Raw genomic sequence first — 18,137 nt, 5'->3', positions numbered from 1 at the left:
GCTCGACTGTTTTGGTCGCAACAAACCGCATGGTGGGTCGGGTCACTGCCTCGCAAATTGCTTCGGCGTCAATGGCATCAGACTTACCGCGTTTGACATATGGCTTCACATACATCGGCGGAATCAGCCGAACCTCGTGACCAAGAGCTGTCAGTTCACGGGCCCAATGATGCGCACTGCTGCACGACTCCATGCCAATCAGGCACGGATCCAGTTTTGCAAAGAACGGCAGAAATTGCGTTCGTCGCAGCGGCTTGTTGAACACGACTTCTTCGCTCGCGGTGATCCCATGGACCTGGAAAACGTTCTTGGCCAGATCAACGCCGATTGTGGTAACTTGCATGGGGTGGCTCCTCTCATAAGCAGATTTTGACAACTGCACTATGGCGCATTGCGACGCCGGTTGAAGCAGGAGCCATCCACCCCATCAGCTTTCCGCCCCTTCCGTCGTAAACTCCGGCTCGTATGCAACAGATGCACCATTTTCTGAATGTTGAGAATATAATGATATTTCAATGATCTAGCTGCGATTTGTTGCTGCCAATACTTACTGCCGCTCGCATCGTTTACGGCTGCATTAACCCTTGTCTCCTAGAAATTACCCAAGCGCATTCCTTTTTAATTCTGATGGAGCTAGTCATGGGTATGACCGACACAGTTTTCTTTCCGTCTGATGTGGCGCTTGCCGCGATGGGCAACACGTCCAAGCGATGGCAATCGCATCTTGAGCAAGGAAAAATCTACATAGAATCCGGGTTTCAGGCGCACAAGGCAAGTGGCCCGGGCCGGGGACGTAAGCGCCAAATTTCGCTAGAGGCTGTGGTTCAAGGGGCGATAGCTTTGGCGCTTATGGGTGCCGGAACCAAGGTAGAAGTAGCCTATCGCATTGGTGCCGACTTCGCATATTCGAGCAGGATCAATGGTCCCCGGCTAACCGATGCAGGTGCACCGCTGGAACCTGCACAGGATCGCTTCGCATGCAAGTTGTTCGGGCAAGGGTAAACCCTTTTGGTTTATGCCGTGGGTGCGGGTTGCGACGAAGACGGCGCGCTTGCTATCGTATCCGACGCAGACCCGGCAGTTGCTGGCGTGGATGGGTTCGGGCAAGCGGCTATGCTGATTGATTGCGTCAACAGTACAGATGGCTCCCCCCGCGTGGTGATGAACCTCACTTTGCTTTGCGCACAGATCGCCAGATCCCTCGATATCGATTTTCAAAGGGCTTTCGGATGGGTGAACGCATGAATACTGATCAATCTACTATGCAAATATCCCTCATCTCATCTGACGATCTTGCCGCCAGAATGGGCTATTCCAGTACGACTTCGGCCTTTCGTGATTGGTGCGCCAGCATGAGGATTGCGCCGGTGCCCGGGCGGCGCGGGTTTTTCGACCCCGCGCTTGTTCGTCGCCGACTGAATGAGGCACAGGGGCTATCCGAGTCTATTGATGGTTCGGCGAATGGCCTTATCATGGCAAGGCGGGCGCGTAATGCCGCGCGGTAACCTCCCCCCAGAAGTTCACCGGGTCAAGGCAAAGCTGGTCGATGGCACTGTGTGCTATTACTTTTCGCTTCGCGGTCGCAGAGGCACGGGCTTTTGGAAAGATGCACGCCCATTTCCCAAGTCCCCGAATTTCTTCACAGCGTATTCCGCCGCAATGGCGAGAGCATTGCCCAAGCCAAATACGTTAATGACAGAAGCCGTTGTTGACGCCTATATCTCATCGGCTGAATTTCTCTCCCTAAAGCCGCGCACGCAGTCGGACTACCGCCGATGGGCCATGAGGTTCGCTGTCGAATTTGAGTCTGACCCTGTGGCGATGTTTGAGGACGCGGCCTCTCGTGCCGAGGTCAACCAATGGCGATCGAAGTGGAACTACTCGCCAAAGCAATACGACTACGCTGGAACAGTGGTGACGCGCATTCTCAATTGGGCGCGGGAACAAGGCAAGATAGCAGAGCATCATTGCAGCTTCGCAAAGGTATATCGCTCTGATCGCTCAGACGTAGTCTGGACCCCGGTTCAGGTGGAAGCCGTGCGGGAGCGCGCGCCCGAATGGGTTGGCCGTATTTTGGTCACCGCTTGCGAAACCGGAATGCGCCCCGGTGATTTGGTCAGGCTCTCCAAGGCTCACATTGAATCTACGCCCGGGGGCCGTCGTATTCGCATTAAAACAAATAAGCGCGGCAAATCTGCATTCGTTCCGGTCAGTCAAGCAATGGCCGAAATCATAGATGCCACCCCGAACGACAGGTTGCTTATCCTAGCGAATGCCAGCGGTGGTCCTTTGACTGAACACCGGGCCTCTGAGGGTGTGCGCCAGTGGCGCAACAAGGCTGGTCTGACGCCAAACCGGCTCGGCTATGACTTGCGGCTCTATGACGCCAGAGGCACCGCTGCAACGCGATTGCTACGCGCTGGTCTGTCCTTGGCACAGATAGCCGGTTGCATGGGTTGGTCCTTGCGCACGGCAGCCGCCATGATCGAGCGATATGCACAAGTATCACCGGACGAAACCGACGCGGTTCTAACCCTTTTAAACACAGCCAGGGAGGGCGGAACGTGAACGAAAATGTAAAATGGCCTGTAAAATGCTCGCAGCAGGCGCGAGAAAATGAGCCTAAGTCACTGAAAATATTGGAGGCGAGTACCGGAATCGAACCGGTGTACACGGATTTGCAATCCGCTGCGTAACCACTCCGCCAACTCGCCGACCGGTGGTTGGCGCACTGCTAACGGATCACGAGGAAGGCCGCAAGACCCATATGCGTGTGAAAATGCGGTCAGGGCGTTGCCGCTGGCCCGGCAATGTGGCACATCACTCTTCAGACACCCTGAACGAATGAGTTTAGCTGATGAGTGATTTCGCCGCCCGCCGCGTAACCATGGTAGATACGCAGGTCCGCCCTTCGGATGTGACCAAGTTTCCAATCATCGACGCGATGTTGACCGTGCAGCGCGAAGACTTCGTGCCCGCCGCGCAGCGCGAGGCCGCCTATCTGGGCGAGAACCTTGATCTGGGGCAGGATCGCGTGCTGCTTGATCCGCGGACATTGGCCAAAATGCTCGATCACCTCGACATCACGAACGACGAGCTGGTGCTCGATATCGGCTGCGCCATGGGCTATTCCAGCGCCGTGATCGCCCATATGGCCGAGGCCGTCGTCGCCGTTGAGGAAGACGAAGCGATGGCCGCCGAGGCGCAGGAAGCGCTGGCGCAGGCCGGAGCGGACAATGTGATCGTGCATGTCGCCCCGCTGACCGAAGGCGCGCCGCAGCATGGTCCCTATGATGTTGTGATGATTCAAGGGGCGGTGGGCGACGTGCCCGAAGCCTTGCTCGAGCAGGTGAAAGAGGGTGGGCGTATTGCTTGTCTCTTTATGGATCGGGGTCTGGGCGAAGTGCGCGTGGGCTATAAACGCGGTGGCCAGGTGTCCTGGCGGCCCGAATTTAACGCCGGTGCGCCGGTACTGCGTGGCTTTGAACGTCATGCAGAATTCCAGCTGTAAGCGAAAGATGGCGCGCCGATCCGTATCGCGCGCCGCGACGCTTTCAGGGTAGGGGCACCCGTCCCGATCGGCCTATGGGCCGGTCTAAAAGGTCTAAAAAAGCCATTCAGGGGCATTGAGCCATGAGCGCAAATAGTTTCACGAAAACCTTTAAACGTTTTGCCATCGCGGTGCCGGTGAGCCTTGTTTTGGCGAGCGGCGCTGCCCTGCCGCGGCAGGCCTCGGCGGAAACATTGGCCGACGCGCTGGTGGGGGCCTATGAGCATTCAGGTCTGCTTAACCAGAACCGCGCGCTCCTGCGCGCCGCCGATGAGGATGTGGCCACGGCGAAGTCGACGCTGAAACCTGTGCTACAGTGGGCGGCGGGGCTTACACAAAGCTTCGGCACCACGCGCAGCTCTTCGCTGCTGCCGGCGCAGTCGACGGAAAGTCTCAAGGCGTCGATCAGCTTGATCGGTGAGCTGTTGCTCTATGATTTCGGCGCGAGCGCCTATCGGGTGGAGGCCGCGAAAGAAACCGTGCTGGCCACCCGTCAGGCCTTGGTGAACCTAGAGCAGCAGGTGCTTCTGCGCGCGGTTGCGGCCTATATGGGCGTGATCGAAGCCTCGGAAACGGTCGAGTTGCGCAACAACAACTTGCGGCTGCTGACCCAAGAACTGCGCGCCGCGCGGGATCGTTTCGACGTGGGCGAGGTTACCCGCACCGATGTGGCCTTGGCCGAAGCGCAGCTTGCCGATGCCCGCAGCGGGCTGGCCGGGGCCGAAGGCACGCTGCTGCGTGCGGTCGAGGAATATCGCAACGCGGTGGGCCGTGCGCCGGGCAACCTCAGCCAACCGCCGAGCCTGCCGAATATCGGCGGTGATCTCGCGTCGGCCAAGGCCTTGGCCGTGCGCACCCACCCGTCGATCATCGCCGCACAGCATCAGGTGGCGGCTGCCGATCTTGGCGTCGAAGCCAACGAGGCGGCCATGGCCCCTCGGATTACGCTGAACGGCCAATATGGCCTGAACGAGACCTTCGACAGTGAGGCCTATACCCGCAGCGGCAGCGTCGGGGTGCAGGTTGGGCAGACCATCTATCAGGGCGGGGCGTTGTCCTCGGCCGTGCGCAGTTCGATGGCGCAGCGTGACGCACAGCGTGCGAACCTGCATGTGGTGCGCCAAGACGTCGAGCAGGAAGTGGGCAATGCCTATGCGGCTCTGGCCTCGGCACGGGCGCAGTTGGAAGCCTCCGACCGGCAGATCCGAGCGGCGCGTATCGCTTTCCGCGGCATCCGCGAAGAAGCCACCCTCGGCGCGCGCACCACATTGAACGTGCTGGATGCCGAACAATCGCTGCTGGATGCGGAATCGACCCGCGTGTCGGCCCGCGCCAACCTTTATGTGGCGGCCTATTCCGTGCTGGCGGCCACGGGGCGTCTGACCGCGCAGGACCTGAAGCTGCCGGTGCAGATCTATGACGCGGGGGCCTATTACAACCTTGTTAAGGACGCCCCTGCTAAATACTCCAAAGAGGGCCAAGCGCTGGATCGCGTGCTGCGCGCGTTGCAAAAAGACTGACGTTTCGCACGGTCGTTTGGCATTTTGCACCGCCCCATTGTGAGAATCCTCCCGCGCGGTTAAGATATCCGCGAGGCAAGAGTGGTAGAGAAATATGTCCGAACCCGTCACAAATGCGGAGGTGGAAGACGTGCTGTCGTCGATTCGCCGATTGGTGTCCGAAGACAAGCGTCCCCTGCAAACGTCCAGCCCTGCGTCGGTGCCCAGCCCCGTTGAGGCGCCCGGTCCTGTAACCGACGCCGAGGCTCAGGCTGCTGCCCCCCAGCAGCAGGACGAGGGGGCAGAGTTCAAAAGCATGCGCTCGACCGCGGCGGATAAGATCACGTCGGAGGACTTCACCCCGCATCTGTCGCTGCGTGCCACCACTGCCAGCCCAGCACGCCCTGATTCCGATGATGAAACCAGCGAGCTGCCCAAGACGACGCCGCAGCCGCTGAGCCTTACCCAAGCCATGCAGACCGATGAGGATGACAGTGCCGACGAGACAGAGCGTCCCTTCGTTTCCGCCCGCCATCCTGCCACCCCCCCAGCCGACAAAACGCTAAGCGCGTCGAGCGACCGTTTGGTGCTGACCCCGGCGCTCAGGGTGGCCACCTCGGACGGCAAAGACCGCCCGCAGCCCGCCGCCGTTGACCCCGCCAAGGTCTCGCCTTTGGACTATGACATGCTGCATGACGATCCCAGTGATCTGCATGCCGAAGACTACGGCACCCCCGCTTCAGAGCCCGTTTCAGACGCCGCGGCGGAGGTTGAGGCCAAGGCCCGGGCCGTCTCCGAGGCGGTGGCCAAGGCCACGGGCGCAAGCCGCAGTGACAAGCTGGCCGCGTTGGAGACAGCCATCGGCAAGATCTCTGACGATTGGGACCCCGACGCCCCCGGCGACAACGACTATTCCGGTACAGAGCCCCCGGCGATGGAGTGGAAAGACGATGCGGAGCTAGAGGCGCCAGAGGCACCGATCGCCGACACGGCAATGGTAGAGGCTAAAAAACCGGCCCCGCGCCGCCCGCAGCCCTCGACACCGCAGGTCGAAGAACAGGTGCGCCGTTTTGCCGACAGCGGCCCGCGTGTCGCCGATCCGGCGGCGACCGCACCGGAATTCGGCTATACCGTCTCTGCGCAAGATGAAGCCGTGGCGGGCGATGACCAGTTCCTTGACGAAGAGGCGCTGCGCGATCTGGTGACAGAGATCGTCCGCGCCGAGTTGCAAGGCGCTTTGGGCGAACGGATCACCCGCAATGTGCGCAAACTGGTGCGCCGCGAGATCCACCGCGCCCTCACGGCACAAGACCTCGAATAGGCCAAGGGGCGGCACCTGCTGGCCATCCCCTGACAAGATGACGCTGCGCGACCCGCCGCGCGTGGCCTTGCGCGATATGCGCCGCCGTTTACATTAAGGCCAACAGGTCGGAAGGATCACCGATGGAATTGACGGTTAACGGCACGGTCCACGAAGTGGACGTGGAAGACGACATGCCGCTCCTGTGGGTCTTGCGCGACGTGTTGGGAATCACCGGGCCGAAATACGGCTGCGGCATCGCGCAATGCGGTGCTTGCACCGTGCACGTCGATGGGCTGGCCGTGCGGTCTTGCCAATTGCGGGCGGCGGATGTGAACGGCAATGTCACCACCATCGAAGGCTTGGGCACGCCGGAAGCGCTGCATGTGGTGCAGGCGGCATGGGTGGAGCATCAGGTCGCGCAATGTGGCTACTGCCAATCCGGACAGATCATGCAGGCAGCCTCGTTTCTTGAGTTGAACCCCGAGCCGACGGACGATCAGATCGATGCCGCGATGAGCGGGAACCTCTGCCGCTGCGGCACCTACCCGCGCATCCGCGCTGCGGTCCACAGCGCCGCCGCGCGTTTGCGGGGGGCCTGAATATGTCGCGCCTGCGCACCATCACCCGCCGCAGTTTCATCGTCGGTTCTGCGGCCATTGCCGGGGGTGTCGCCTTTGGCACCTATCTTTATAAACGTGACCTAAAGAACCCGCTGCTTGAGGGGCTTGCCCCCGGCGCGGCGGCGATCACACCCTACGTCAAAATCGACGCAAGCGGTGTCACCTTGATCACCCCGCGCGCCGATGTGGGGCAGGGGGCCTATTCTATCCAAGCTCATATGATTGCTGAGGAATTGGACGTCGATCTTGATGCGGTTCAGATCACGCCCGGCCCTCCTTCGCCGGTCTATTACAATGGCGTGGTCGGGGTTGAGGCGATGCCGATTGCCGCGACCTCTGAAACGCTGCTCGCGCGGACCGGGCGCGGGGCGTCGGATGTGGCGGGGAAACTGCTGGGCCTGCAACTGACCGGCGGCAGCTCTACCGTGCCGGATATGTATGACCGCTTGCGCATGGCCGGGGCTGTGGCACGTGAAACGCTTTTGGCCGCCGCCGTGGCGCAGACAGGTCTAGAGCGGAGCCAGCTTAAGACCGAAGCGGGCGCCGTGGTGCTGCCCGATGGGATGCGCTTGGCCTATCAAGACCTTGCCGCCGCCGCAGCAGAGATTGATCCGGTGACCGAGGTCGCGCTGCGCGATCCCAGCGACTGGCGGCATTTGGGCAAGACGCAAATCCGCACCGATATCGTGCCGAAATCCACCGGCACCCAGACCTATGGCATCGACATGGCGATGGAAGGGATGCTCCATGCTACGACCCGCACCAACCCGGCGCAGGGTGGAAAGATTATGGGATTTGATGCAGGCCGCGCCGAAAAGATGCGCGGTGTGAAGGCGGTGTTGCCGATCACCGGCGGCGTCGCGGTGGTTGCCGATAATACATGGCGGGCCTTTCAGGCCGCGCAGGCGGTGGAATGCGATTGGGGGCCGTCGCCCTATACCGGCGATACGGCGGAGCAGTTCAAAGCGGTCGCGGCCTCCTTTACCGAAGACCGCCAAGACAGCCGGTTCCGCGATGACGGCGACATGTCCGCCGCCCTTGCCGACGGCGATGTGCTGGAGGCCGAGTACCGCATTCCCTATCTGGCCCACGCCCCGCTTGAGCCGATGAGCGTCGTGGTGAAGCTTGAGAAGGGCCGCGTCGACATTTGGACCGGCACGCAGATTCCGCGTTTCATGCAGGCCAATGTCGCCGCGCTGACTGGCATCGACGCCGAGAACGTGCATATCCATGTGCTGATGTCAGGCGGCAGTTTCGGGCGGCGGCTGGAGGATGACTATACTCTGCGTGCCGTCGAAGTGGCGCAGCAGATGCCGGGCACACCGATCAAGATGGTCTGGTCGCGCGAAGAGGATTTCACCCATGACTTCCCCCGCCCACTGGCCATGGCCCGTGCCCGTGGCAAGGTCTCGGACGGGCAGATCACGGCCTATGATCTGGCCGTCGCGGCACCTTCGACGGCGGAATCGCAAATGGCGCGGTTGAACCAGCCGGTTTTTGGCCCCGACATCGCCATCGTGGCGGGGGCGTGGGATCAGCCGTTTGCGATCCCCGACTACCGTGTCACCGGCCACCGGGTGCCTGCGATGGTGCCGGTCAGTTCATGGCGCTCTGTCGGGGCCTCAGGCAACGGCTTCTTGCACGAAAGCTTCATGGATGAGATGTGCCATGCGGCGGGTGTCGATCCTTTGGAGGAAAGGTTGCGGCTATGCACCCATGTGCCATCGCGCGGGGTGTTGGAGGCCGTGGGCGAGATGTCGAATTGGGGCGCAGACCTTGGGCCGGGGCGGGGCCGGGGGCTGGCATTTTGCCTGTCCTTCGGCGTGCCGGTGGCCGAGGTGGTCGAGGTCAGCCAAACCGAAGCGGGTCTCAAGATCGACCGCGTTTTCGTGGCCGCCGAAGTGGGCCGCGTGTTGGACCCGGTGAACTTTGAGGCGCAGCTTTCCGGGGCGGTGATTTGGGGCTTGGGCCATGCGATGAACTGCGAGCTTACCTATCGCGACGGGGTGCCGCAGCAGGACAACTATCACCTCTACGAAGGGCTGCGGCTGTACCAGACGCCCAAGATCGAGGTGCGCGGGCTAGAGAATGGCGGCAAACTGCGCGGCATCGGTGAGCCGGGCGTGCCACCTGCCGCGCCTGCGCTGGCCAATGCGATCTTTGCCGCCACGGGTCAGCGTATCCGTGAACTCCCCCTCTCCAAATCCGTGGATTTCGCATGAAATACCTCTCCATCTGTGCCGCGCTGATGCTGGCCGCCCCTGCGACCGCGCAGGACGATCCCAATCGCGTCGAGGGGCTGGCGGCTTGGGACCGGATCTTTACCGTCACCTCGCACCCGCGCTGCACCAACTGCCATGTAGGCGAAGAGGGTCAGCCGATGTGGCAAGCATTGGGCTATGGGCCAGAGGCGGTGCATGGCATGAACGTGCGCGCGGGCGAGAGCCGGATCGGAGCCGAAAGCATTCCCTGCGACGCTTGTCACGTCACCTCTGCCGCCGCCAATACCGTGCCCCACGCCCCGCCGCATATCGACGATGCGTGGCGGCTGCCTCCGGTGGAATTGGCGTGGCTCGGCAAGACCTCGGCAGAGGTCTGCACCCAGTTGCGCGACCCTGAAACCAACGACGGGCATGACATCGCCTCACTGGTCGATCACCTGCAAAACTCGGCCTTTGTAAACTGGGGTTTCGCCCCCGGCGCGGGGCGGTCGGTGCCCGAAGGATCGCTTGATGCGCTGGTGCATGATGTGACGGTCTGGGGCGCTGCGGGCACCCCCTGCGAAGGGGATTGAGGGTCAATCGCTCATCGCGCGGGCCAGTCTGCGAATGCGCAGGGCGCGGTTCAACTCCCCGCCAAAGATCAGCACCAGTGCGGCGAGATACATGAAATACAGCGCCGCGATGATCCCCGCCATGCCCGCGTAATAGCTGGCATAGGTGCCAAAGCTGCGTAGGTAGGACGAAAAGAGCACGGCAAGCAGGGTCCATGCAACGGCGGTTGCCACCACCCCGGGCCAGATGTTGTTAAACTTGGTGCGCCGGGCGGGCAGGATCACATGGGCGGCAAAAAGCGCCACCAGCAGGATCGTCGCCGAGACCGGGAAGCGCACAAGGCCGACGGTCACCGAACGCGGATCGAAGCCCGGCATTAACATATGCAGCCAAGACCCGGCCCGAGGGGCCAGCACCAGTAGGTAGCCCACGATCACGAGGATCAGGCTCGCCAGCAGCACCATGGCCACCTGCACCGCATAGATGGTGAAGACCGAGCGCGTCTCGCGCAGCCCATAGGCGCGGTTCAGGCCGATGCGGACCCCATCGACCCCGCCCACGGCAAACCAGACGGTCAGCAAGATACCCACGCTCAGCAGATCGCCGCGCGGCACGGTCATGACCTTTTCCACCTCTGACACGATGGGTTCGATCAGGGCAGGGGGGACGATGGCGATCAGGAAATGGATCAAGTCATCGGCCATCGACCGATCGCCGACAAAGGCGGTGAGCGAACTGGTAAAGATCAGGAACGGGAAAATCGCCAGCAGCGCGCGAAAGGCAACGTTTCCGGCCATACCAAAGGCATCATCGCTCCACAGGCGCAGCACCGCTTCGTGCAGAACTGCGCGTGCGACCCGCAGCCCGGTGCCGTGAAACAGGTCCTCGGGGTTCTCGCTGAGAACACCGTGGGTCAACACGACTTCGCGCTTTTGGTCCTGAGCCGATCTGGCGTCCATGCCAATGCCTCGTTTTCATCCCATGAGGCTAAGCTAGTGCCCGATGGCCCGGGCTGCCACCTTGATGACGGGCCACTGGCAAGAGCAGGCTCATGCGATTGATCTTGCCAAAGGGTGATCGCTCCACTTGACGCTCGCAGAGCGATAAAATAGGAGGGAGGCCGTAGCGCGGGCGTTGTGTAATGGTAAGACCTCAGCCTTCCAAGCTGATGATGCGGGTTCGATTCCCGCCGCCCGCTCCACTCTTTCCCCAGACCTGTTTTGACCGCCGCCACCGCGCGGGATAGTTGCGCCTGCTGCGCGCAACAGGGGCGGCAGATTGTCCCCATGAGGGCGGTCTTGCTTGACCCTGCCCAGCCCCCGCGCCATGACCGATGTGGAAAGACAAAGGAAAGCCCATGGCCCGCACCCCAGCCCCCGCACAGTCCGCCAAAGATGAACGCGAAAAGTCGCGGCGGATCGGCGCTCTGGCGGCGTTGATGCCCTTCATGGCCCCTTACCGCGTGCTCATGGCCGCCGCCGGGGCGGCGCTGGTGCTGACCGCGATGATCTCACTGACGCTGCCCTTGGCGGTGCGCCGGGTGATCGACAATTTCGGCACCGGGGAGAGCGAATTGCTCGACCTTTATTTCGTTGCCGCCCTGCTGATCGCGGCGCTGCTCGCCGTGGGCACCGGGCTGCGCTATGCGCTGGTGACGCGCTTGGGCGAACGGGTGGTGGCCGATATCCGGCGCGCGGTTTTTGACCGCGTGGTGGGCATGAGCCCCTCGTTCTATGAGCGCATCATGACCGGCGAAGTGCTGAGCCGGATCACGACCGACACGACGCTGATCCTGTCGGTGATCGGCTCTTCGGTCTCAATCGCGCTGCGGAACCTGTTGATCTTTGTCGGGGGCTTGGGGCTGATGCTGCTGACTTCGGCCAAGCTCACCGGACTTGTGCTGCTGATCGTGCCTGCGGTGGTGATCCCGATCCTGACGCTGGGCCGCCGCCTGCGGGTGCTGAGCCGAGAGAACCAAGACTGGATCGCGGCGAGTTCGGGCAGCGCCTCTGAAACGCTGGGCGCGGTGCAAACGGTGCAGGCTTTCACCCATGAGGCCGCAAGCCGGGGCCAATTCGCGCAGATGACCGAAGCCTCTTTCGACGCCGCGCAGCGCCGGATCAAGACCCGCGCCGCGATGACGGTGATCGTGATCTTTCTGGTCTTCGCGGGCGTGGTGGGCGTGCTGTGGATCGGCGCGCGGGATGTGCGCGCCGATGTAATGAGCGCGGGCGCGCTGGTGCAATTCGTGATCTATGCGGTCATGGTCGCGGGCGCGGTCGCCGCCCTGTCCGAGATCTGGGGCGAGTTGCAGCGCGCAGCGGGTGCCACGGAACGGCTGGTTGATCTGCTCCAGACCGAGGACACGGTGCAAGACCCGTCGCCCGAGGCGCAGACCACCCTGCCGCAGCCCGTGGCGGGCAAGATCGCCTTTGAGAACGTGCAATTCACCTATCCCGCCCGGCCCGATGTGGCGGCGTTGGATGGCATCGATCTCGAGATCAATCCGGGTGAGACGGTGGCCTTTGTCGGCCCCTCGGGCGCGGGGAAGACGACGATCATTCAGATGATCCTGCGCTTTTATGACCCGCAGTCGGGGCGGATCACGCTGGATGGTGTGGACCTGCGCGATGTGGCGCGGGATCATTTCCGCCGTGCTGTTGCGCTGGTGCCGCAAGACCCGGTGATCTTTGCCGCCACGGCGGCCGAGAATATCCGCTTTGGACAGCCCGATGCCAGTGACGCAGAGGTTGAGGAGGCCGCCCGCGCCGCCGCCGCGCATGATTTCATCACCGCATTGCCCGACGGCTATGACAGCTATCTAGGCGAACGTGGCGTGATGCTGTCTGGCGGGCAGAAACAGCGCATCGCCATCGCCCGTGCCATCCTGCGCGACGCGCCGGTTCTGTTGCTGGATGAGGCGACCTCTGCGCTGGATTCGGAAAGCGAAGGGCTGGTGCAGGCTGCTGTGGACCGTCTGAGTGCCGACCGCACCACGTTGATCGTGGCGCACCGTCTGGCCACGGTGAAAAAGGCCGACCGCATCGTGGTGATGGAGGCGGGGCGCATCGCCGCCATCGGCACCCACAAGGAACTGGTGGCCAGCGACGGGCTATATGCGCGTCTGGCGCGGCTGCAATTCACCGATGGGGCCGTCGCCGCAGCCTAAGGCAAGCTTGAACCACGCAACCCCGGCGTTACGTCACCCTAGTGTGACGTTGCGTTTGTTGCCGCCGATTGCTTGCGAAACGGCGCGTTTCACCGCAATCTGGCGCGAGGAGAATAAGCCGGAACACCGGCATAGGGGAGGAGACACCATGACATTCGCCGGGATCGAAGACCGCAATGCCATCGCGGCGGAAATGCCGTGGGAAGACCGCGACGTGGCCAAGACGCTCTACGGAATGCTGAGCAATACGACCGCGAAATTCCCCAACCACAACGCCGTCAGCTATCAGATATTCTCAGGCCCCAAAGACAAGGCCGAAACGCTAAGCTGGCAAGAGTTGCATGGCCGTGTGACGCAGGCCGCGAACCTGTTCCGCAGCCTGGGCGTGGGCGAGAAAGACGTGGTGGCCTATGTGCTGCCGAACTGTAACGAGACGACGATCACCCTGCTGGGCGGTGCCGTGGCCGGGATCGTCAGCCCGATCAACCCGCTGCTGGATGCCGAACAAATCGGCGCGATCCTGCGCGAGGTCGGCGCATCGGTCGTCGTTACCCTGCGGCCTTTCCCCAAAACGGATGTGGCCCAAAAGACCGCCGAGGCGGTGCGTCTTGCGCCCAAGGTGCATACGGTGCTCGAAGTTGATCTGGTCCGCTATTTGACCCCACCGAAAAGCTGGATCGTCCCGCTGGTGCGGCCCAAGGGGATGGTGAACAATCAGGCGAAATACCTCAACTTTAACGCCGAGATCGCCAAGCAGAACACTTCGCTCAACTTTGAGGATGTGCAAGAAGACCGCGTTGCCTGCTATTTCCACACCGGCGGCACCACCGGGATGCCCAAAGTCGCGCAGCACAAGTATTCCGGGCTGATCTACAACGGTTGGCTGGGCCATCGCCTGCTGTTCAGCGAGCAGGACAATATCATGTGTCCGCTGCCGCTGTTCCACGTCTTTGCCTGCCACGTCATCTTGATGGCCGCCGTGTCTTCGGGCGCGCATGTGGTCTTTCCGACGCCGCAGGGCTATCGTGGGGACGGGGTCTTTGACAACTTCTGGAAGCTGGTCGAGCGGTGGAAGATCACTTTTATCATCACCGTGCCCACGGCGATTTCGGCCAAGATGCAGCGCCCGATTGACGCTGATGTCAGCACCGTAAAGACCGCCTTCTCCGGCTCGGCCCCGCTGCCGCTGGAACTCTTCCGCCGCTTTGAAAAGGCCACAGGGGTCACGCTGGTCGAAGGCTACGGCCTAACCGAGGCGACCTGCCTTGTGTCCTGTAACCCGACGGATGGCCCCAAAAAGGTCGGCTCCATCGGCATCGCATTCCCCTATTCGGATGTGCGGATCATCAAGGGCACGACAGACGGGCCAATTGACGCGGAAACGGATGAGATCGGCGAAATCTGCGTGTCGAACCCCGGTGTCTTTGCGGGCCATACCTATGTCGAGGAAGACAAGAACAAAGACCTCTTCTACCACGGCAAATACCTGCGCACTGGCGATCTGGGCCGGATCGACGCGGATGGCTACATCTGGATCACGGGCCGCGCCAAAGACCTGATCATTCGCGGCGGTCACAACATCGACCCCGCCGAGATCGAAGAGGCGCTGCTGGGCCATGAGGCCGTCGCCTTTGCCGGGGCCATCGGCCAGCCCGACCCCCATGCGGGCGAGGTGCCCTGTGCCTTCGTCGAACTGGTGGAGGGCGCCAAGGTCACCGAAGAGGAACTGCTCGCCTTTGCGCGCGAGCATGTCGCCGAACGGGCCGCCCAGCCAAAGCACCTCAAGATCATGGATGAGTTGCCCAAGACCGCCGTTGGCAAGATCTTTAAGCCCGACCTGCGCAAGGATGCGATCACGCGGGTCTATAATGGCAGCCTTGAGAAGGCGGGCTGTGCCGCGCGGGTGACCGACGTGATAGACGACAAAAAGCGGGGGTTGGTGGCTCAGGTCACCATGCATGACGCCACGCATGACGACGTGTCGAAAGTGCTCAGCGTCTATACGCGCCCTTGGGAACCTGTGAGCTAAACGACTCAGACGGGTAGGGCGGCCTAGATCGCCACCATTCCCCAAATTCCCCGATTGCAGCCCCGCTGCGTTGCGCCGATGCACATTTCCTGTGTATCGGCGCAAAAATTTTAAGCTGTTTACCTGTAGTTAGCCCCCGGCCTTTCGCGACAGGCATAGCGCCTATGCAAATTCTGCGGGTTCAAAACAGGGTCAGAGCGTACTACTTCTGCATTGCAGCATTGATAATGCACTTGCAGCATTCTGAAAGGAGTTGCGCTTATGACGATGGCAATCTCACGTGGCACCACCCTGAGCTCCGCGCTCGATGGGCTTCATCACACCTATGACGGCATGCGCCGTCGTGTGGCCCAGATCAAGGCCCGGCGCGCAGCTTACAACCGAACTTTCACAGAACTTAACGTACTGAGTGATCGCGAACTGTCGGACATCGGCATCGCGCGGTACGACATCCGGCGTGTAGCGTCGGAAGAACTTTCGAAGGAACAGACCTATGAAGTATGACAACACCCTATCCGCCCCTCACGGTTTCTCCCTGCGTGACGCGACCGCTCCGGTATTCGGTGCACTTGGCACCGCTGCTGGCAAAGTCGGCACCCTGCTGGCGCGTGGCGTCACCCAAATGCAGGTTTCGCGTATGCAGTCCGTCCTCAACAGCATGAGCGACGCACAGCTTGAGCGCGCGGGTATCGACCGCAACCAGATTCCGCAGCACGCCCAAGCGCTGGTGACAGAAGAATACGACGGTCTGTAAGCCGTAGCGCTTATGACCTTCAGCAATCAATGTCGCGCCCTGCGCGCTGCATTGTCAGGTGCCGGACCCCGCTCCTCCTTCCCGGGTTGATCTGACACCGCATGTTAACGGTCCTCCTCCTCCCGGACCCGTTATACCGACCGGCAAGCTTACCTCCTCCCAAGCTTGCCGGTCCATGCTTTCTACCCCAATATCAAGGCGCTGCGCTGTCGAGCCAGAGGGTCACCGGCCCGTCATTGACCAGCGCCACCGACATGTCGGCGCCGAACCGTCCCATCTGAACTGGAATGTCCAGAGCGGCGAGGCTGCGGGCGAAATGCGCGTAAAGCGCCTCGGCCACGTCGGGCTTTGCCGCGCCGGAAAAGCCGGGGCGGTTGCCGCGTGAGGTATCGGCGGCGAGGGTGAACTGGCTCACCACCAAGGCCGCGCCGCCGGTTTGCGCAAGGCTCAGGTTCATCTTGCCACCCTCATCCTTGAACAGCCGCAGTTTGGAGATTTTCAAGGCGAGTTTCTCGGCGGTCTCTTCGGTATCCTCGGGCATGGCGCAGACGAGGATCAGCAGGCCGGGGCCGATCTCTCCGATAACCTCACCCTCGACCGTGACCGACGCCTCAGTCACCCGTTGCAGCAATGCGCGCATGTCAGTCTTTCCAATCGATAATCTCTGAGGGGGCCGCCCGTTCGGTGCGAAAGCCATTGGCCGGATGCTTGGCATCGGCATAGCCGAATGAGATCGCGCAGAGCACCAGCCGATCCTCCGGCAGGTCAAGCACCTCACGCACCAAGGGCGCATAGGCGGCGATGGCGGCCTGCGGGATGCTGGCCACGCCAAGCGCCGTCGCGGCGAGGGTGAAGGCCGTGACGAAGCCGCCGCAGTCCATCGCACCATAGGGGCCAAGCTCGCTCGGGGCTGTCACGACGGCCACATGCGGCGCGTCAAAAAGCGCGTAGTTGCGCAGCATCTGTGCCTTGCGCGCGTCGCGGTCGGATTTCGCGATGCCCACCGCGTCGTAGAGTTGGAAGCCACAAGTGCGGCGACGCTCGGCATAGGCGCCCGAATAGCCTGTAGGCCACGGCAGGTCCGGCTCCACCGGGGTATTTGCGCTTGCGGCCTCAAGCAGTGCGGCGCGAAAGGCGTCGGTGCCTGCGCCACGCGTTACGGTCACCTGCCATGGCTGCGCATTGCACCATGAGGGCACGTGACGCGCAGCGCTGACGATCTGGGTGATGGTCTCCTCAGGCAGCGGGTCAGAGAGAAAGGCGCGACAGGAGTAGCGGGCCTGCAAGAGGTCGGTGAATTGGTCATAGGTCTGGGTCATTGCTGGGCCATGAAATAGCCGACGATGGCGGCGGCGATCAGCCCCAGCACCACGGCGAAGGTGATCTTGATCGCGGAATAGGGCCGTTCGCCCTGCACCTTGCCGGAGTGGCCATTCACCACAAAGCGATAGGTCTTGCCGCGGTATTTATACGCGGCCAGCCAGACCGGCAGCAGGATATGTTTAAAGGTCACATCGCTGATTTGGGTGTTGATGTCATGCACCCGCTGGCGGTCACCGCCGATGTCGAATTTAACGTCCCGTTCAATCACCCGGTCCATATGGGCGCGGGCCTGAACAAAGCCTTCCTCCAGCGTGATGCCGTAAGCCTCGGCCCGGAAACCGGCGAGGTATTCCGGCGCATAGGGCTCTAGCGCCGAGAGGTCCCAAGGGTGCAGCGCATCGGTGTGTTTCTTGGGCAAAGAGCGCGAGGCAAGCACCAGCACATCGTCAAAGAACCGCGCAACCCGGCCCGACGCCGCCCGCCAACGGATTTTCGGCACCTGCTGCTGCACCCGTTTTCCATCGCGCATAACGGTGCGTGTGACGTAATAGACCGTGCCCCGCTCCCCGCGATAGCTGGAGGCGGTCTGTGCGTCATAGGTCCAGAACGGCACGTAAATACCCTGCATCCGGCGGCCCTTGCGGGCATATTGCTGCAGGCCATTGGGCGCGAACCAAAGACCGCCGAGCCAGTCATTCATGGCATCGCGGGCGCTTTCTTCGGGCAGGGCAAAGGGCAGCACGGCGCGGGGTTTGATATGTCGGTTGGTGCCGGTGTCGATCACCACGGGCGTGGCGCAGAAGGGGCATTCGGCGGCGTGTTTGCCGGGCTCGAATTCCACCTGCGCCGCGCAATTGGGGCAGGTGGTGACGCGGGTCTCTTCCATTTCGGCAGCGGGCAGGGCGGATTGCAAGCCTGCGCGGAAATCTTGCTCGGCGATGGCATGGGCGTGGCGACCCGTGCCGTCGATAGGCTCCACATTGCCGCAGTGATCGCAGATCAGCAGCGACTGCGCCGGATCAAAGCGCATGTCAGAGCCGCAGGTGTCACAGGGGAAACGGTGCTCTTTTAGCGGGGCGGCGGGGGGCAGATCGGTGGCGGACATAAGGGGTGCTT

At 62.1% G+C, this 18,137-nt stretch carries 17 protein-coding genes and 2 tRNA genes; 13 read left to right on the top strand and 6 right to left on the bottom strand.

The genetic code is table 11. The annotated features are described in order from the left end of the window. The coding region (locus A3722_RS08280; protein WP_150120456.1) for an IS110 family transposase at nt 1–343 on the bottom strand (343 nt) is incomplete at its 3' end. Nucleotides 344–639: 296 nt separating this feature from the next. Here A3722_RS08280 and A3722_RS08275 point away from each other — a divergent pair. Both A3722_RS08275 and A3722_RS08260 read left to right on the top strand, forming a co-directional pair. Next, nucleotides 640–1,002 (top strand): hypothetical protein, encoded by a 363-nt coding sequence (locus A3722_RS08275; RefSeq protein ID WP_150119979.1) that lies wholly within the window; start codon nt 640–642, stop codon nt 1,000–1,002. 489 nt (nt 1,003–1,491) lie between these two features. Next, complete coding sequence (locus A3722_RS08260; protein WP_082849399.1) at nt 1,492–2,568, top strand: tyrosine-type recombinase/integrase; 1,077 nt, start codon at nt 1,492–1,494, stop codon at nt 2,566–2,568. A 72-nt stretch (nt 2,569–2,640) separates the two neighbouring features. On the opposite strand, the gene A3722_RS08255 is transcribed toward A3722_RS08260, so the two are convergent. Beyond that, nucleotides 2,641–2,714: transfer RNA gene (locus A3722_RS08255), tRNA-Cys, on the bottom strand. A gap of 143 nt (nt 2,715–2,857) precedes the next feature. Here A3722_RS08255 and A3722_RS08250 point away from each other — a divergent pair. The 6 genes from A3722_RS08250 (at nt 2,858) to A3722_RS08225 (ending at nt 9,766) form a co-directional block, all read left to right on the top strand. Next, nucleotides 2,858–3,511: a protein-L-isoaspartate O-methyltransferase family protein gene (locus tag A3722_RS08250; RefSeq protein ID WP_067622947.1), complete on the top strand. Its 654-nt coding sequence runs from the start codon at nt 2,858–2,860 to the stop codon at nt 3,509–3,511. 122 nt (nt 3,512–3,633) lie between these two features. Next, entirely contained in the window at nt 3,634–5,070 is a 1,437-nt protein-coding gene (locus A3722_RS08245) for a TolC family outer membrane protein (RefSeq protein ID WP_082849398.1), read from the top strand. A gap of 94 nt (nt 5,071–5,164) precedes the next feature. Continuing rightward, complete coding sequence (locus A3722_RS08240) at nt 5,165–6,370, top strand: hypothetical protein (RefSeq protein WP_067622950.1); 1,206 nt, start codon at nt 5,165–5,167, stop codon at nt 6,368–6,370. Nucleotides 6,371–6,492: 122 nt separating this feature from the next. Continuing rightward, a complete protein-coding gene (locus A3722_RS08235; RefSeq protein ID WP_067628296.1) occupies nt 6,493–6,951 on the top strand; it encodes a (2Fe-2S)-binding protein in 459 nt (152 codons plus the stop codon). A gap of 2 nt (nt 6,952–6,953) precedes the next feature. Beyond that, entirely contained in the window at nt 6,954–9,194 is a 2,241-nt protein-coding gene (locus tag A3722_RS08230) for a xanthine dehydrogenase family protein molybdopterin-binding subunit (protein WP_067916054.1), read from the top strand. Continuing rightward, nucleotides 9,191–9,766, top strand: a complete 576-nt coding sequence (locus A3722_RS08225) for a hypothetical protein (RefSeq protein ID WP_067627367.1) — start codon at nt 9,191–9,193, stop codon at nt 9,764–9,766. Before A3722_RS08230 ends, A3722_RS08225 begins: the two co-directional genes overlap by 4 nt. Nucleotides 9,767–9,769: 3 nt before the next feature. Here A3722_RS08225 and A3722_RS08220 read toward each other — a convergent pair whose 3' ends face one another. Next, nucleotides 9,770–10,705, bottom strand: a complete 936-nt coding sequence (locus A3722_RS08220) for a YihY/virulence factor BrkB family protein (RefSeq protein ID WP_067916052.1) — start codon at nt 10,703–10,705, stop codon at nt 9,770–9,772. Nucleotides 10,706–10,873: 168 nt separating this feature from the next. Here A3722_RS08220 and A3722_RS08215 point away from each other — a divergent pair. From A3722_RS08215 to A3722_RS08195, 5 genes are all read left to right on the top strand, one after another. Continuing rightward, nucleotides 10,874–10,947, top strand: a tRNA-Gly gene (locus A3722_RS08215). Between the two features lie 156 nt (nt 10,948–11,103). After that, nucleotides 11,104–12,915: an ABC transporter transmembrane domain-containing protein gene (locus tag A3722_RS08210; protein WP_067626689.1), complete on the top strand. Its 1,812-nt coding sequence runs from the start codon at nt 11,104–11,106 to the stop codon at nt 12,913–12,915. A gap of 148 nt (nt 12,916–13,063) precedes the next feature. Beyond that, nucleotides 13,064–14,944, top strand: a complete 1,881-nt coding sequence (locus tag A3722_RS08205) for an acyl-CoA synthetase (protein ID WP_067626691.1) — start codon at nt 13,064–13,066, stop codon at nt 14,942–14,944. 261 nt (nt 14,945–15,205) lie between these two features. Continuing rightward, a complete protein-coding gene (locus tag A3722_RS08200; protein WP_067626693.1) occupies nt 15,206–15,448 on the top strand; it encodes a DUF1127 domain-containing protein in 243 nt (80 codons plus the stop codon). Beyond that, entirely contained in the window at nt 15,438–15,698 is a 261-nt protein-coding gene (locus A3722_RS08195) for a hypothetical protein (protein ID WP_067626695.1), read from the top strand. The genes A3722_RS08200 and A3722_RS08195 overlap by 11 nt, the downstream gene beginning before the upstream one ends. A gap of 193 nt (nt 15,699–15,891) precedes the next feature. Here the strand turns inward: A3722_RS08195 and dtd are convergent, their stop codons facing one another. The 3 genes from dtd to A3722_RS08180 are packed head-to-tail and all read right to left on the bottom strand — an operon-like array spanning nt 15,892 to nt 18,126. Then, entirely contained in the window at nt 15,892–16,338 is a 447-nt protein-coding gene (gene dtd / locus A3722_RS08190; protein WP_067626697.1) for a D-aminoacyl-tRNA deacylase, read from the bottom strand. Between the two features lies 1 nt (nt 16,339). Beyond that, nucleotides 16,340–17,017 carry a nitroreductase gene (locus A3722_RS08185; RefSeq protein ID WP_067626699.1) on the bottom strand — a complete coding sequence of 226 codons (678 nt, stop codon included), beginning with the start codon at nt 17,015–17,017 and terminating at the stop codon, nt 16,340–16,342. Further along, nucleotides 17,014–18,126 carry a TFIIB-type zinc finger domain-containing protein gene (locus A3722_RS08180; RefSeq protein ID WP_067916050.1) on the bottom strand — a complete coding sequence of 371 codons (1,113 nt, stop codon included), beginning with the start codon at nt 18,124–18,126 and terminating at the stop codon, nt 17,014–17,016. Before A3722_RS08180 ends, A3722_RS08185 begins: the two co-directional genes overlap by 4 nt. Nucleotides 18,127–18,137 lie beyond the last annotated feature (11 nt).

Source organism: Sulfitobacter sp. HI0027 (assembly GCF_001634775.1).
Classification (GTDB): Bacteria; Pseudomonadota; Alphaproteobacteria; order Rhodobacterales; family Rhodobacteraceae; genus Sulfitobacter.
This window is presented reverse-complemented; position numbering and strand designations above follow the sequence as displayed.

Coding starts and splice junctions, on each gene's coding strand:
- A3722_RS08225 (WP_067627367.1), top strand. CDS start 9,191: ATGAAATACCTCTCCATCTGTGCCGCGCTGATGCTGGCCGCCCCTGCG.
- A3722_RS08220 (WP_067916052.1), bottom strand. CDS start 10,705: ATGGACGCCAGATCGGCTCAGGACCAAAAGCGCGAAGTCGTGTTGACC.
- A3722_RS08185 (WP_067626699.1), bottom strand. CDS start 17,017: ATGACCCAGACCTATGACCAATTCACCGACCTCTTGCAGGCCCGCTAC.
- A3722_RS08195 (WP_067626695.1), top strand. CDS start 15,438: ATGAAGTATGACAACACCCTATCCGCCCCTCACGGTTTCTCCCTGCGT.
- A3722_RS08250 (WP_067622947.1), top strand. CDS start 2,858: ATGAGTGATTTCGCCGCCCGCCGCGTAACCATGGTAGATACGCAGGTC.
- A3722_RS08240 (WP_067622950.1), top strand. CDS start 5,165: ATGTCCGAACCCGTCACAAATGCGGAGGTGGAAGACGTGCTGTCGTCG.
- A3722_RS08205 (WP_067626691.1), top strand. CDS start 13,064: ATGACATTCGCCGGGATCGAAGACCGCAATGCCATCGCGGCGGAAATG.
- A3722_RS08235 (WP_067628296.1), top strand. CDS start 6,493: ATGGAATTGACGGTTAACGGCACGGTCCACGAAGTGGACGTGGAAGAC.
- dtd (WP_067626697.1), bottom strand. CDS start 16,338: ATGCGCGCATTGCTGCAACGGGTGACTGAGGCGTCGGTCACGGTCGAG.
- A3722_RS08275 (WP_150119979.1), top strand. CDS start 640: ATGGGTATGACCGACACAGTTTTCTTTCCGTCTGATGTGGCGCTTGCC.
- A3722_RS08210 (WP_067626689.1), top strand. CDS start 11,104: ATGGCCCGCACCCCAGCCCCCGCACAGTCCGCCAAAGATGAACGCGAA.
- A3722_RS08245 (WP_082849398.1), top strand. CDS start 3,634: ATGAGCGCAAATAGTTTCACGAAAACCTTTAAACGTTTTGCCATCGCG.
- A3722_RS08180 (WP_067916050.1), bottom strand. CDS start 18,126: ATGTCCGCCACCGATCTGCCCCCCGCCGCCCCGCTAAAAGAGCACCGT.
- A3722_RS08230 (WP_067916054.1), top strand. CDS start 6,954: ATGTCGCGCCTGCGCACCATCACCCGCCGCAGTTTCATCGTCGGTTCT.
- A3722_RS08200 (WP_067626693.1), top strand. CDS start 15,206: ATGACGATGGCAATCTCACGTGGCACCACCCTGAGCTCCGCGCTCGAT.
- A3722_RS08260 (WP_082849399.1), top strand. CDS start 1,492: ATGCCGCGCGGTAACCTCCCCCCAGAAGTTCACCGGGTCAAGGCAAAG.